Annotated in this window: 13 protein-coding genes; 8 read left to right on the forward strand and 5 right to left on the reverse strand. The window is 74.4% G+C overall.

Features of this window, described 5'->3' with window-relative positions; all coding sequences use genetic code 11:
* The first annotated feature begins 58 nt into the window (after positions 1 to 58).
* Both ACWCYY_RS23390 and ACWCYY_RS23395 read left to right on the forward strand, forming a co-directional pair.
* Positions 59 to 904: a (2Fe-2S)-binding protein gene (locus tag ACWCYY_RS23390; protein WP_449797117.1), complete on the forward strand. Its 846-nt coding sequence runs from the start codon at positions 59 to 61 to the stop codon at positions 902 to 904.
* Between the two features lie 171 nt (positions 905 to 1075).
* Positions 1076 to 2140 carry a DUF2637 domain-containing protein gene (locus tag ACWCYY_RS23395; protein ID WP_380148838.1) on the forward strand — a complete coding sequence of 355 codons (1065 nt, stop codon included), beginning with the start codon at positions 1076 to 1078 and terminating at the stop codon, positions 2138 to 2140.
* A gap of 147 nt (positions 2141 to 2287) precedes the next feature.
* On the opposite strand, the gene ACWCYY_RS23400 is transcribed toward ACWCYY_RS23395, so the two are convergent.
* From ACWCYY_RS23400 to ACWCYY_RS23410, 3 genes are all read right to left on the reverse strand, one after another.
* Complete coding sequence (locus tag ACWCYY_RS23400) at positions 2288 to 4522, reverse strand: SpoIIE family protein phosphatase (protein WP_345289320.1); 2235 nt, start codon at positions 4520 to 4522, stop codon at positions 2288 to 2290.
* Between the two features lie 383 nt (positions 4523 to 4905).
* Entirely contained in the window at positions 4906 to 5421 is a 516-nt protein-coding gene (locus ACWCYY_RS23405; RefSeq protein ID WP_345289364.1) for an ATP-binding protein, read from the reverse strand.
* A gap of 224 nt (positions 5422 to 5645) precedes the next feature.
* Positions 5646 to 6110 carry a MarR family winged helix-turn-helix transcriptional regulator gene (locus ACWCYY_RS23410; protein ID WP_345289319.1) on the reverse strand — a complete coding sequence of 155 codons (465 nt, stop codon included), beginning with the start codon at positions 6108 to 6110 and terminating at the stop codon, positions 5646 to 5648.
* A 239-nt stretch (positions 6111 to 6349) separates the two neighbouring features.
* Between ACWCYY_RS23410 and ureA the strand changes: the two genes are divergently transcribed.
* Genes ureA through ACWCYY_RS23425 form a run of 3 tightly spaced genes read left to right on the forward strand, consistent with a single transcriptional unit; the run spans position 6350 to position 9905 of the window.
* Positions 6350 to 7060, forward strand: coding sequence for an urease subunit gamma (gene ureA / locus ACWCYY_RS23415; RefSeq protein ID WP_449797118.1), 711 nt, complete (start codon positions 6350 to 6352; stop codon positions 7058 to 7060).
* A gap of 55 nt (positions 7061 to 7115) precedes the next feature.
* Positions 7116 to 8816 (forward strand): urease subunit alpha, encoded by a 1701-nt coding sequence (locus ACWCYY_RS23420; RefSeq protein WP_449797119.1) that lies wholly within the window; start codon positions 7116 to 7118, stop codon positions 8814 to 8816.
* A 45-nt stretch (positions 8817 to 8861) separates the two neighbouring features.
* Entirely contained in the window at positions 8862 to 9905 is a 1044-nt protein-coding gene (locus ACWCYY_RS23425) for an agmatine deiminase family protein (RefSeq protein WP_449797120.1), read from the forward strand.
* A gap of 67 nt (positions 9906 to 9972) precedes the next feature.
* Here the strand turns inward: ACWCYY_RS23425 and ACWCYY_RS23430 are convergent, their stop codons facing one another.
* On the reverse strand, positions 9973 to 10401 hold the full coding sequence (locus ACWCYY_RS23430; protein WP_345289314.1) for a DUF6221 family protein: 429 nt from the start codon (positions 10399 to 10401) through the stop codon (positions 9973 to 9975).
* Between the two features lie 144 nt (positions 10402 to 10545).
* Between ACWCYY_RS23430 and ACWCYY_RS23435 the strand changes: the two genes are divergently transcribed.
* Genes ACWCYY_RS23435 through ACWCYY_RS23445 form a run of 3 tightly spaced genes read left to right on the forward strand, consistent with a single transcriptional unit; the run spans position 10546 to position 12538 of the window.
* Entirely contained in the window at positions 10546 to 10707 is a 162-nt protein-coding gene (locus ACWCYY_RS23435; RefSeq protein ID WP_449797121.1) for a hypothetical protein, read from the forward strand.
* A gap of 35 nt (positions 10708 to 10742) precedes the next feature.
* Positions 10743 to 11672 (forward strand): GNAT family N-acetyltransferase, encoded by a 930-nt coding sequence (locus tag ACWCYY_RS23440; protein WP_449797122.1) that lies wholly within the window; start codon positions 10743 to 10745, stop codon positions 11670 to 11672.
* Positions 11669 to 12538, forward strand: coding sequence for an alpha/beta fold hydrolase (locus tag ACWCYY_RS23445; RefSeq protein ID WP_345289311.1), 870 nt, complete (start codon positions 11669 to 11671; stop codon positions 12536 to 12538). The genes ACWCYY_RS23440 and ACWCYY_RS23445 overlap by 4 nt, the downstream gene beginning before the upstream one ends.
* Here ACWCYY_RS23445 and ACWCYY_RS23450 read toward each other — a convergent pair.
* A complete protein-coding gene (locus ACWCYY_RS23450) occupies positions 12535 to 13914 on the reverse strand; it encodes a phospholipase D-like domain-containing protein (RefSeq protein ID WP_449797123.1) in 1380 nt (459 codons plus the stop codon). The genes ACWCYY_RS23445 and ACWCYY_RS23450 overlap by 4 nt on opposite strands.

Raw genomic sequence — 13914 nt, forward strand, 5'->3', positions numbered from 1 at the left:
GCCGGCCCGTACCGCCGTCCCGGGCTCCCCGAGCGCCGGCCCACCTCCGGGGGCCCGCATGACCGCCAGCAGCACCGAGGCCCGCCCCACCGGCCCCGGCCCCGGCCCCCTCGCCGACGGCCACCTCGCCGACGGCCCGCCGCTGCTCGGCAGCTACGCCCGCCAGCACCTGGTCTTCCCGGCCCTGCGGATCCTCGCGGGCCCGCTGCCCACCGGCCGGGGCTGGGTCTCCGCCACCGCGCTGGTCGGCGAGGAATCGGTACGCCAGGAGCTCATCGCCCACGACCAGTCACTGGCCCTGGCCGACTACGGGCAGCTGCTGCGGCCCGACGTGGCGGCCGGCTTCTGCCTGCACCGCTTCGTCTGGCCCGCCGCACTGGCCTTCACCCTGCCGTGGTTCCTGGAGCGCCGGGTGCCCCGGCTGCCCGCCGACCGGGTGGCGATCGACCGCGCGGCCGGGGAGCTCGCCGTCGACCCGGACGGCTTCGCCTGCCTGCCGGACGATCCCGCGGCCCACCTGCCGGGCGCCCGGGTGGTGCCGGACGAGGCCGCCCTGCGGGCCGAACTCCGCTCCGCGCTGACCGAGTTGCTCACCCCGACGCTGAACGCCTTCCGCCCGGCCATGCGGCGCGGCTCGCGCACCCTGTGGGGAATGGCCACCGACGACGTGATCGAGGGGCTCTGGTTCCTCGGGGGCCTGCTCGGCGAGGAGGAGCGGGCCGCCGCCGCGGTGACCGAACTGCTGCCCGGCCCGTCCGAGCGCCCGTTCGTCGGCGGGGCGGACTTCAGGCGGTTGACGGACGGCCCGGCCGCCCGGACCAGGACCCGGGTGAGCTGCTGCCTGTTCTACACGGTGCGTCCGGAAGAAACCTGTCTCACCTGCCCGCGGAGCTGTCCGGAATAGCGCGTTCCGGGTCGGAATCAGCTCGACCATTTCATATGACCGTATGGATTCAACGACTTCGGAATTCCCTCTCCTCGGTGCATTGGCCCGGAATCGGCCGAAAGGCCGTCAGTCATCGGCCATAGTGGTGACTCGCCATCACAAGGCGGGAAAGCGAGGCTGGTTCCGGCCATGAAACTGTCCGATATTCCACTGGGCTGGGCCGTCACGGGCGTGGCCGGTCTGGTGGCGGTCGCCGTCCTGGTGACCTTCCTGCGCACCAGGACCGCGGCCGCCGCGGCCGCCACCGGTGCGACGGACTCCTGGGAGCGCAGCGAGGAGCGCCGCCGCCGCAAGGAGTCGATGTACGGGGTCTCCGCCTACGCGCTGCTCTTCTGCTGCGCGGGCGTGGCGGCGGCCCTCTCCTTCCACGGCCTGGTCGGCTTCGGGGTGCAGAACCTCGGGCTCTCCGGCGGCTGGGAGTACCTGGTGCCGTTCGGCCTGGACGGCGCCGCGATGTTCTGCTCGGTGCTCGCCGTCCGCGAGGCCAGCCACGGTGACGCCGCGCTCGGCTCCCGCCTGCTGGTCTGGCTGTTCGCAGGCGCCTCCGCCTGGTTCAACTGGGTTCACGCGCCCAGGGGTTACGGCCACGTCGGCGCCCCGCAGTTCTTCGCCGGGATGTCGCTCTCGGCCGCGATCCTCTTCGACCGCGCGCTGAAGCAGACCCGCCGGGCCGCCCTGCGCGAGCAGGGCCTGGTGCCGCGGCCGCTGCCGCAGATCCGGGTGGTCCGCTGGCTGCGGGCGCCCCTGGAGACGTACGCCGCCTGGTCGTTGATGCTGCTGGAGGGCGTGCGCAGCCTGGACGAGGCGGTCGAGGAGGTCCGCGACGACAAGCGGCAGGCCGCACTGGACCGCGAGCGCCAGCGGATGGCCAGCCGCCGGGAGCGGGCCGAGATCCGCGCCATCGGGCGCCAGCCCGGCAGTGCCTGGCGGGCCCGGGGGGCCAACCGGCAGCTGACGCCGGGAAGTTCGGAGCCCGTCATAGAACCGTCGCAGAACTCGCAGGGATCGCCGAGCTCCCCGAGCTCCCCGAACTCCCGGGGCTCCGGGGCGACAGCCCCCGCCGCTCCGGCCACCGAGGGCGCGCTGCCGGTCCGGCGCAGCATCGACCTGACGCCGGAGGAGGAGACCATGCCGCTGCCCCGGCTGGACTCCCTGGAGCAGAAGCTCAAGGACCTGGAGCAGCAGTTCGGCTGACGGACCTTCCGGCCGGGCGCGGCTAGACCGCGGGGCGTCGGGCAGCGGCGCGTGGTTGGCCCCCCACGCCCCCGGCGCAACCCTTGACCGGACCGATCAGGCCACGGCCCGGTCCTGCCGCGGCCGCCGCCTGACGGTCCGTCCGGTTCAGTCGGCGGAGAGTTCGAACCACATCCGCTTGCCGCTGCCGCGCGGCTCCACGCCCCAGGCGTCGGCCAGCGCCTCCACCAGCATCAGGCCGCGCCCGGAGGAGGCCTGCTCGCCCGGGGTGCGCCTGGTCGGCCAGAGGTCGGACTCGTCCTCCACCTCGACCCGCAGCCGGGCCCGGCCCTCCCCGGAGCCCTCCCGGTAGAGCCGGGCGGTGAACATGGCGTCCCGGTCGGTGTGCCGGATCGCGTTGGTGACCAGCTCGGAGGCGAGCAGCTCGGCCGAGTCCACCAGCTCCGCCACGCCCCAGCGGCGCAGCGCGTCCCGCAGCTCGCCGCGCAGCTCGGAGATCCGGGCCAGGTCGGCCTGGCCGATCCGGCGGCGCAGCTGCTGCGCGGCCAGCCCGCCCGCCGGGCCGTCCCAGCGGAGCAGCAGCAGCGCTATGTCGTCCTCGCGCTCGGTCGAGTCGGCGGCCAGCGAGGCGATCCGGTCGGCCAGTTCGTCCAGCGGGTCGCGCGGGCCCTCGCCCCGGCCGGGCAGCTCGCGGGCGACGGTGTCGCAGAGCCGGGCGTATCCGGTGTCCAGGTCCATGTCGCGGGCCTCGACCAGGCCGTCGGTGCAGAGCACCACCGTCTCCCCCGGATCCAGCGAGAACCGGGTGACCCGGTACTCCTCGTCCGGGGAGACGCCGAGCGGCAGCCCGCCGGCCACCGGGACGGCGGTGGCGGTGCCGTCGGCCCGGCGGACCACCGGGTCGAGGTGGCCGGCCCGGACGGCGTAGACCACGCCGTAGTCCACGTTCACCTCGGCGTAGGTGCAGGTGGCGAAGTGGTCGGTGTCCAGGTCGGCCAGGAAGCGGGAGGCCCGGGCCATCACGGCGGCGGGCGGGTGGCCCTCGGCCGCGTAGGCGCGCAGCGCGATCCGCAGCTGGCCCATGATCCCCGCCGCGTGCACGTCGTGGCCCTGCACGTCGCCGATCACCAGGCCGACGTGGCCGCCGGGCAGCGGCACCACGTCGTACCAGTCGCCGCCGATCTGCAGGCCGGAGCCGGCCGCCAGGTAGCGGACGGCGGTGGTCACGCCGGAGACCGAGGGCACGGTGCGCGGCAGCATCACCCGCTGCAGGCCGGCCGCCAGCTCGTGCTCGGCGTCGTGCAGCCGGGCCCGGGCCAGCGACTGGGCGACCAGGCCGCCCAGGGTGGAGAGCAGGGTGCGCTCGTCGGCGTCCAGCTCGCGGTCGTCGTCGAAGCCGACCACGCAGACGCCCGTCACCCGGCCGCTGGCCACCAGCGGCAGGAAGGCCCAGGCGCTGCGCTGGCCGTTCTCGGCCATCTGCGGGTAGGCGTCCGGGTAGCGCTCGCGGTACTCCTCGCGGCTGGAGATGAAGACCGGGGCGCGGTTGCGGATCGCCTCGGCGGCCGGGTGGCCGGGCGGGACGGGCGCGCGGTCGTACTGGCGCAGGTCGCCGTCGCGGTAGCCGCTGGCGCCGAGCACCTGGAACCGGCCGGCCTCCAGCGAGGCCAGGATCAGGCCGTCCGGCGGCAGGCCGGGCAGCGGCAGCTCGGTGAAGACCCGCGCCACGTCCCGGACGGTGACGGCCTCGGAGAGCGCCCTGGCCGCCTCCTTGATGAACCGCGAGCGCTCCTCGCGCAGCGCGGCCATCGCCCCGGCGCGCTCGCGCTTGTGCAGCTCGACGGTGGCGTCCCAGACGAAGCCGACCATCCGGGACGGCCGCCCGAAGGCGTCGGCCAGCACCCGGCCGCGGAAGCGGGCGGCATGCAGCTCGCCGCCGGGGAAGACGGTGCGGTAGTAGGCGCCGCACTGGCCGAGCTCGGCGACGGCCCGCTCGACCCGGCGGCGGACCACCGGGGCGTCCTCGGGGTGCAGCATCGCCAGGAAGGAGGCCGCGCTGCGGTCGAAGCGGCCCGGGTCGAGGCCGAGGATGGCGCAGGCGCGCGGATCGCCCTCCAGCACGTCGCGGCGGATGTCCCAGTCGAAGGAGCCGATGCCGTTGGCGGCCATCGCGGGTTCGAGCCAGTCGGGGGTGGAGTCGCCCGTCCTGGTGGGCAGGCCGCGCGGGACCACCGGGGCGATCCGGCCGGCCGCCAGCCCGCTGCCGGCGGCGGCGGGGCGCAGCGCGTTGACCGCCGACCGGCCGTGGCCGGCCGTGCCGCGGGCCGACTGGGCAGGCGGGGTGCGGCGTGCGGGCCCCGCGGACTCGGGCTCAGTCGCCATTTTTCTCCTGCCGCTGCCGTGCCGTCCGGTCCGGGCGGACCGTGACAGCCGTGTGCCGAGTGGGTGGGCGGTGCTCGGGTCGAGGGCGGTCAGTCGAGGCTCGGATCTCCCCGCTGCCTTCCCGGGCACACATTCTCACTATCCTGCCGAAAGATTACTAGTACCGCCTCACCAGCGGGCTTTCGGGTGACGGGGCCGGCCGCACGCGCGGGACGTACCCGAAAGGCCAGGACCAGATGAGCACAGGACGGCGGTGCGGGCAATGAGCCGGGTGCATTTCGTGACCGGGCGGTGACGCGGCATATGCACGGGGGACGGTCGCGGGGTCGGCCGGGAGGGGCGGGCGGGGAGGGGTCGGGCCGGGAGGGGCGGGGCGGAACCGCTCAGGCGGCGCCGAGCTCGAACCAGGTGACCTTGCCGTCACCGCGCAGCTGGACGCCCCAGTCGTCGGCCAGCGCCTCGACCAGCTGCAGGCCGCGCCCGGAGGTGGCGGTCTCGCTCGCGATCCGGCGGCCCGGGAGCCGGGTGGTGCCGTCCTGGACCTCGATCCGCAGCCGGTGCTCGGGGCTGAGCACCGCGTCCAACACCGCGCCGCGCTCGGTGTGCAGCAGCGCGTTGGTCACCAGCTCGGAGGTCAACAGCTCCGCCGTGTCGGCGAGTTCGGGGACGCCCCAGAGGTCGAGGGCGGCCCGCAGGCGGCGGCGGACGGCGCCGACTCCGGTCAGGTCGGCCGGGCTGAGCGCCGCGTGCAGCCTGCGGTGCAGGGCGCAGCCCGGCTCCTGCGGCGCCCGCCCCTCGTGGGTGTGCTGGTCGTGGCCCCTGGCGCGGGCGGAGTCCCCGCCGGCCGCCGTGCTGCTCGAAGCCGTCCGCTGACGCGGGAACCTGGCCTTGCCTTCCATCACGTAACGCCCCCCACAGCCCTTCTCACGGACAGTTGGCCGCGTCGCGTCCCCCGCTGGCGGACTGTCCCGATACCGACGACCATCCTCATGCCCACTGGCGGGGACACGCAACAGTGTGCGGACGGTCACCTGTGGTGAAGCGGGGCTCAGGGGGCTCCGAGTGATCCTTTCCGGGGCTGCCGGGAGGTTTGGACCGCCACCGGCCCCCTGCCGGTGGACCGCTACGGGCGCAGGGCGGTCGCCGCCCGCCGCAGCAGGGCGCACAGCTGCTCGCGCTCCTCGGGGGCGAAGGCCGACCAGAGCGCGGCCTCCACCCCCACCGCGCGGTCGTCGGCCTCGGCGAGCAGGCCCTCCCCGGCCTCGGTCAGCCGGGCCAGCATCACCTTGCCGTGCACCTCGGACTGCTGACGCTCGATCAGGCCCTTGGTCTCCAGGTTCGCCAGCACACCGGCCATGGTCTGCGGGGTGACGGCGGCGCCCCGGGCGAGCTGGGCGCCGGAGCGGTCGGTCCGCTCGGCGAGCTGGAGCAGCACGGCGTACTGCGGCACGGTCAGGCCGAGGCCCCGCAGCGCCTCCACCTTGGCGGCCGTCACGCTCTGCTCGGCCTGCCTGATCGCGGGGCCGAGGCGGAGCCGCGCCCCCTTCGGTCCGGCCAGCAGGACGGCGGGGTCGGTGGCGGCACTCATCAGCCGGGGCTCCATTCACTGGGCTGTGCACGGACGGCCCCAGTATCGACCCGCGCCACCCGCGGTGTCCGGCCCTCCCGCAAGCATCCGCCACACGATTGCGACGCCCGGCGCGCAGAACACCCCGGAACGGACAAGGCTGGACACGGCGGCGCCGTCCGGGTTCAATGGCCGGACAGAGAGTTTGAACGGCGTTCTAAGTTGAGCGGCCGCCGCCACGGCGAGGAGAGCGAGGCACCGTGCGACTGACCCCCACCGAGCGGGACCGGCTGCTGATCTTCACGGCCGCCGAACTCGCCCGCGCCCGGCGGGCCCGGGGCGTGAAGCTGAACGTCCCCGAGGCCACCGCCCTGATCGCCGACGCCGTCTGCGAGGCCGCCCGGGACGGCCGCCGGCTGGCCGAGGCCGTCGAGGCCGGCCGCACCGTGCTCTCCGCCGCGGACGTGCTGCCCGGCGTGGCCGACGTGGTGACGGTGGTCCAGGTGGAGGCGGTCTTCGACGACGGCACCCGCCTCGCGGTGGTCAACGACCCCTTCCGGGGCGCCGGTTCGCTCGGCGACGAGGCCCCCGGCGGTGCGCTGCTGGGCAGCGGCGAGGGGTACGACCCGATCGAGGAGACCCTGCTGCTCCCGGTGCACAACACCTCGGACGTGCCGATCTCGGTCACCTCGCACTTCCACTTCTTCGAGGCCAACCCGCGGCTCGCCTTCGACCGCTCCGCCGCCTACGGCACCCACCTCGCCGTACCGGCCGGCTCCTCGGTCCGCTTCGACCCGGGCGCCACCGTCGAGGTCGGCCTGGTGCCGATCGGCGGGGCCCGGGTGGCGATCGGCTTCGCCGGCCTGGTGGACGGCCCGTTGGACGCCCCCGGCGCCCGCGAGGCCGCGCTCGCCAAGGCCCGGGCCACCGGCTACCTGACCGGCTTCGACGACGCGGAGCTGGACTCGTGACCGCGCCCGAGCTCGCCCCCGCCCCTGCCCCTGCCCCGCTCCAGGAGGCCGGCCGATGACCGCCATCACCCCGCACGACTACGTCTCCGTGCACGGCCCCCGGGCCGGCGACCGGATCCGGCTCGGCGACTCCGGGCTGATCGTCCGGGTGGAGTCCGACTCGCAGGCCCCCGGTGACGAGTTCCTGGCCGGCTTCGGCAAGACCGCCCGCGACGGCCTGCACCTCAGGCCCGCCGCCGTGCGCGACACCTGTGACGTCGTCATCTCCAACGTGCTGGTGATCGACGCGGTCCTCGGTATCCGCAAGACCTCGATCGGCCTGATCGGCGGCCGGATCGCCGCGATCGGCCGGGCCGGCAACCCGGACACCCTGGACGGCGTCGAGGTGGTGGTCGGCACCGGCACCACGATCGTCTCCGGCGAGGGGCTGATCGCCACCGCCGGCGCGATCGACACCCACGTCCACCTGCTCTCGCCCCGGATCATGGAGGCCTCGCTCGCCTCCGGCGTCACCACGGTCATCGGGCAGGAGTTCGGCCCGGTCTGGGGCGTCGGCGTCAACTCCCCCTGGGCCCTGCGCCACGCCTTCAACGCCTTCGACGCCTGGCCGGTCAACATCGGCTTCCTGGGCCGCGGTTCGTCCTCCGACCCGGCCCCGCTGGTCGAGGCACTGGCCGAGGGCGGTGCCTCGGGCTTCAAGGTGCACGAGGACATGGGCGCCCACACCCGCGCGCTCGACACCGCGCTGCGGGTCGCCGAGGAGCACGACGTCCAGGTCGCCCTGCACACCGACGGCCTCAACGAGTGCCTCTCGGTCGAGGACACCCTGCGCGTCCTGGACGGCCGTACCATCCACGCCTTCCACATCGAGGGGTGCGGCGGCGGGCACGTCCCCAACGTGCTCAAGATGGCCGGGGTCCCCAACGTCATCGGCTCCTCCACCAACCCCACCCTGCCGTTCGGCCGGGACGCCCTGGGCGAGCACTTCGGCATGATCGTCTCCGCCCACGACCTCAAGGTCGACCTCCCCGGCGACGCCGCCATGGCCCGCGACCGGATCCGGGCCGGCACCATGGGCGCCGAGGACGTGCTGCACGACCTGGGCGTCATCGGCATCACCTCCTCCGACGCCCAGGGCATGGGCCGGGCGGGCGAGACGGTGCGCCGCACCTTCGCCATGGCCGGCAAGATGAAGCTCGAACTCGGGCCGCTGGACGGCGGGTTCGGCACCACCGAGGCCGGCGACGACAACGAGCGGGTGCTCCGCTACGTCGCCAAGCTCACCATCAACCCCGCCATCGCGCACGGCCTCTCCCACGAGGTCGGCTCGATCGAGGTGGGCAAGCTCGCCGACATCGTGCTCTGGCGCCCGGACCACTTCGGCGCCAAACCGCAGCTGGTGCTGAAGTCCGGCTTCCCCGCCTACGGCGTCACCGGTGACCCCAACGCCTCCACCGACCGCTGCGAACCCCTGGTCCTGGGCCCCCAGTTCGGCGCCCACGGGGCCACCGCCGCCGACCTCTCGGTGGCCTTCGTGGCCCGGGCCGCCGTCGAGAACGGGGACGCCATGCCCACCCGGCGCCGCCGGGTCGCCGTCCGCGGCACCCGGGGCATCGGCCCCGCCGACATGGTCCGCAACGCCCGCACCGGCACCGTCCAGGTCGAGGCCACCACCGGCCTGGTCACGCTCGACGGCGAACCGATCCGCTCGGCCCCGGCCGACTCCGTCTCGCTCAGCCGCCTCTACTTCCTCTGACCAACCCCCGTCCAACCCCCGTCACCCACCGAGGACTTCACACCCATGACCGCCGCCACCCCCGCCCAGCTCGGCTTCCGGATGCCCGCCGAGTGGCACCCGCACGACCGCACCTGGATGGCCTTCCCCACCGACAACCAGACCTTCGACACCCCCGAGCAGCTGCACGCCGCACGGGAGGCCTGGGCCCGGGTCGCCAACACCATCGTCCGCTACGAGCCGGTCACGATGATCGTCAACACCGGCGAGCTGGACGCCGTCCGCCGCTACGTCGACGGCGCGGTCGAGCTGGTCGAGCGCCCGCTGGACGACGCCTGGATGCGGGACATCGGCCCCACCTTCCTGATCAATGGCTCCGGCGAACTCGCGGCCACCGACTGGGTGTTCAACGGCTGGGGCGCGCAGTCCTGGGCCCGGTGGGACAACGACCAGCACATCGCCGAGGAGGTCACCAAGCTCACCGAGGTGCAGCGCTTCGCCTCCCGCCTGATCAACGAGGGCGGCGGCATCCACGTGGACGGCGAGGGCACCGTGCTGGTGACCGACACCGTCCAGCTCGGCGAGGGCCGCAACTCCGACTGGACCAGGGAGCAGGTCGAGGCCGAGCTGCACGCCCACCTCGGCACCACCAAGGCGGTCTGGCTGCCGCGCGGACTCACCCGCGACTACGACGACTTCGGCACCCGGGGCCACATCGACATCGTCGCCTCCTTCGTCCGCCCCGGTGTGGTCGTCGCCCACGTCCAGCCCGACCCCGCCCACCCGGACCACGAGGTCTGCCAGGAGCTGGTCGCCATCCTGCGGGCCTCCACCGACGCCCAGGGCCGGCAGCTGGAGGTCATCGAACTCCCCGCCCCCACCGTCCTGTTGGACGAGGAGGGCGAGCCGGTCGACTACTCCTACATCAACCACTACGTCGCCAACGGCGCCGTCGTCCTCTGCGCCTTCGACGACCCGCGCGACCAGGTCGCCGCCGCGCTGCTCGCCGAGGCCTACCCGGGCCGCACGGTCGAGCTGGTCGACGCCCGCGAGATCTTCGCCAACGGCGGCGGGATCCACTGCATCACCCAGCAGCAGCCCAAGCCCTGACGCCCCGCCAGAGCCACGAGGGCCGTCCGGCACACCACGTGCCGGACGGCCCTCGGCCGTTCGAAGCTCAGAGCCCCGGGGCCCACTCCCGCCGGTAACCCGGGTGGTCCACGTACGGCAGGGCGAGCAGGCGCAGGGTCGCGAGCGGGGTCACCGGCGGCGGCGCGAAGCGGGCCCCGGTGTCGTCCCGGAGCCAGCGGCCGCCGTCCTCCTCGACGTGCAGCGGCCCCATCCACCGCAGGCCGCACCCGGCGTCGAAGGCGTGCTCCACCCGGCAGGCGGGTGCGCACTCCGCGTTGGCGAGCTCCAGCAACTGCTGCTTGGCGGCGGTCTCGGCCAGCACCCGCGAGGGCCTCCAGCGGGCCAGGTACCGCTCGACCGGCGTCGCGGCGTCGGCCGCCCACCACCCCGACGCCGCCTGCGGGTGCGCCTCCAGGGCGGCCTGCCGGTCCTCGGCGAAGCGGGCCCGCAGGAAGGCGGGCAGGTCCTCGGTCATGCGGACATCATCCCCTGACCTGACACAACCGCAGGCCGTTTCGGACCACCCTTGTGCGGCGGGACGTCGGCCTGCGAAGATCACCAGCCCGACCGGTGCGGTCGGGCTGGAAGGATCACGGGGGTCCCGATGAACATCCGCGCCATGGCCGCAGCAGCGGCCGCCATCGCCATGGCGGCCTGCCTCACCGACGCCACCTCCGCCTCGGTGGCCCACGTCCTCAGCGGCGTGACCCCCTACGCCAACTACACCACCCCGGTCGCCGAGCACCTCGACCCGCAGCAGCAGATCTACGTCGGGGACTGAACTCCCCTCCACCCTGGGCCGGTTAGGCTGACGGCATGTCGGGACACGTCGAACCGCTGCTGCCCGCCGGGTACCGGAGCCACCCCGTCCGACCCGAGGACGTACCCGCGGTCGAGGCCCTCCTGGCCCGCTGCGAACAGGAGTTGTACGGCAGGGCCGGCCACGGCGCCGGGCAGGTGACGGCCGACCTGGCGCGGCCGGGGCTGGTCGCCGAGCTGGACACCGTCGTGGTGCGGGAGACGGCCGGGGCGGTGGCGGGCTGGGCCTGGGTGGACCGGCGGTCCGTGGTGCGGGTGCATCCGGAGCACCGGGGGCTCGGACTCGGGGCGGCACTGCTCGACTGGGCCGAGGCCCGGGCCAGGGCGGCCGGCGGGGAGCAGATCACCCAGGTCGTGCCGGACGCCGACGCCGCGGCCGTCTCCCTGGTCCGCTCGCGCGGGTACCGGCCCCGGGTCACCGAATGGCTGTTGGAGCACACCGCGACCCTCGCGGACCTCCCGCCCGCACCGCCCGGCAGCACCGTCCGCCCGTACCGGGAGGGTGACGGCCCGGCACTCCACGCCCTGGTCCAGGACGCCTTCGACGAGTGGCAGCAGCGCCGCCACGGCTACCACGAGTGGGCCGCCCACACCCTCGCCCACCCGTCCTTCGCCCCGGCCGCCACCCTGCTCGCCTTCACCGGCGGCCACCTCACCGGCGCCACCGTCTCCCTCGACTCCCCCGAGCCGGACGAGGGCTGGATCGAACAGCTGGCCGTCCACCCGGCCCACCGCCGCCGCGGCCTGGCCCGCCACCTGCTGGCCGCCACCTTCCAGGCCTTCACCCGGGCGGGCCGCCCCACCACCACCCTCGGCACCCACTCCGAGACCGGCGCCCTCGACCTCTACCTGCACGTCGGCATGCGGGTCCGCCACAGCTCCACCGTCCACCGCAAGGAGATCAGCCACACCCCGGAGGGACCGTGACCGAACGCTTCGCCGCCGCCTACGACGCCCTGCTCGCCCGCTGGCCCGCCGGCACGGCCGAACTGACCGTCCCCACCCCGTACGGGCCGACCCGGGTGCACGCGTACGGCCCGCCGGACGGCGCCCCGCTCCTCCTGCTGCACGGCGGCGGAGCCACCGGCACCGTCTGGTACGCCAACGCGCCGGCGCTCGGTGCGCACCACCGGCTCTACGCCGTGGACATCCTCGGCGACGTCGGACGCAGCGTCCGCGCGGGCCGGCCGCTGCGCCGCCCCGCCGACCTGACCGCCTGGCTCGGCTCCGTCCTGGACGGCCTCGGGCTCTCCGCCACCGCCGTCTGCGGCCACTCCTACGGCGCCTGGCTGGCCGTCACCTTCGCACGGCACGCCCCGCAACGGGTGACGAGGCTGGCCCTGCTCGACCCGACCCAGGTGTTCGGCGGCTTCCGCCCCGGCTACCTGCTGCGCGCACTGCCCGTGCTGCTGCGCCCGACCGAGACCCGGGTCCGCGACTACCTCCGCTGGGAGACCGGTAGTTCGGCTCCCGACCCGGCCTGGGCCGATCTCTACGTGCTCGGCGCCACCGCACCCAGGGTCGGCCGCCCGGTCAGCGGCCGCACCACCCGCCCACCCGGCCCGGCCGTCCCCACTCTGGTGCTGTTCGCCGAACGCAGCCGCACCCACGACGCGGCCGCCCTCGCCGCCCGGGCCCGGCGTCAACTGCCGCACGCTGAGGTCGCGTTGCTGCCCGGCCTGTCGCACCACGCGATCCCGACCGCCGACCCGAGCGCGCTCGACGGCCGACTGCTGGACTTCCTCGCCCGGGACGGCGGACCCGCCGCCGCCCCGGGCGAGACCTCCGGCTAGGCCACGCCGCCGAGCGCGTCCTCTGCGACCGCGGCGGCACGCTGGTCGCGGAAGTTCTTCAGGTAGGCGTCGTGGACGGCCGCGTCCTGGTACTTCAGCAGGGCCTCGTCGGTCTCGGTGAGGCCCATGTTGGTGTAGGGGTGGCTGCCGGTGAAGACGAGCTTCTGGTCGGCCTGGCCCTGGTAACCGCCCTCCACCAGCAGGTACTTGGTGTGGGTGGCGGAGCCGCCGCGGGTGTCGTTGTTGAGGCGGTGCAGCGAGATCTTGCCGTTCTTGGTGGAGCGGGTCAGCCAGAAGCCGATGTCGCGCTGCGGGCCGGGGGCGTCCCAGTCGTTGAGCAGGCGGTAGACGACGTCCACGTAGCAGCCGGCCTCGGCCAGCTCCCAGAGCTTCTGCGCGACGGCCGCCCGCGAGATCTGGTGCTGGGCGATCCGGATGACGGTGCGGCCCTCGGGGTTCTCGGCGGTCCTGGTGTTGCCGTAGCAGACCGGGGCGGTGCCGATCGGGTCGTCCACCGTGTTGAGGAGGTCCACGATCGGGTCGGAGGTGGCGCGCGGGAAGAAGTAGGCCCGGGCCGCCCCGGCCTGCACCTCGACGGGGTAGTCCTTGGTCTGGAGCGAGCCGTCGGGGGCGGCCTGAGAGGCCGTCAGCTTCTCGAAGTAGGTGCGGTAGGCGGCGTGCAGCTCGGCGTTGCCGACCACCGTCATGGCGTCGTTCCAGCCGTACTTGAGGTCCCAGAGGGTGAGGTTCCCCGAGGACTGCACGGTCACGTCGTCCAGCGGGACGCCCAGGGTGGGCGAACCGCTGCCGGTGGTGCGGGAGAACAGGAAGAACTTGTTGTGGTTGTTGCTGAACGGCGCGTACTGCTCGGCGTTCTTCGCCAGGCAGGCCTGGTCCGGCGCGCAGACCCGGATCCAGGAGGTGCCGTAGGTCTTCCCGGCGGGTGCGGTCTCGGCGAACGCGGCGTCCAGGGTGTTCTTCACCTTCAACCCGGGGGTGGCCCCGGAGCCGTCGGCCTCGATGCTGGTGTGGTCCACCAGGACCTGGACGTTGACGCCGTTGCGGTGCGCCTCGGCCAGCTTGCCCGCGTACCAGTCGGAGCGCAGCGAGTAGATCGAGATCCGGACGGTGGAGCCGGGCAGCGCCCCGCCGGTGAGCCGGCCGAGGTGGCCGAGTATCGCGTTCTGGCCCGCGGTGTCGGGCGCCTTCGGGTTGTTGAAGACCGGTCCGGTGGTCACGTAGGTGGTCGGCTCAGCGACCGCGGCGGTCGGGACGGCGGTGGCCAGCAGGAGGCCGCAGAGCAGCGCGGGCAGCAGCCGCCGGGCCTTCGGCGCCGTGGCGCCGAGCGCCCTGAGGGTCAGTCTCTCGGTGATCAT

It is taken from the genome of Kitasatospora sp. NPDC001664 (genome assembly GCF_053596675.1).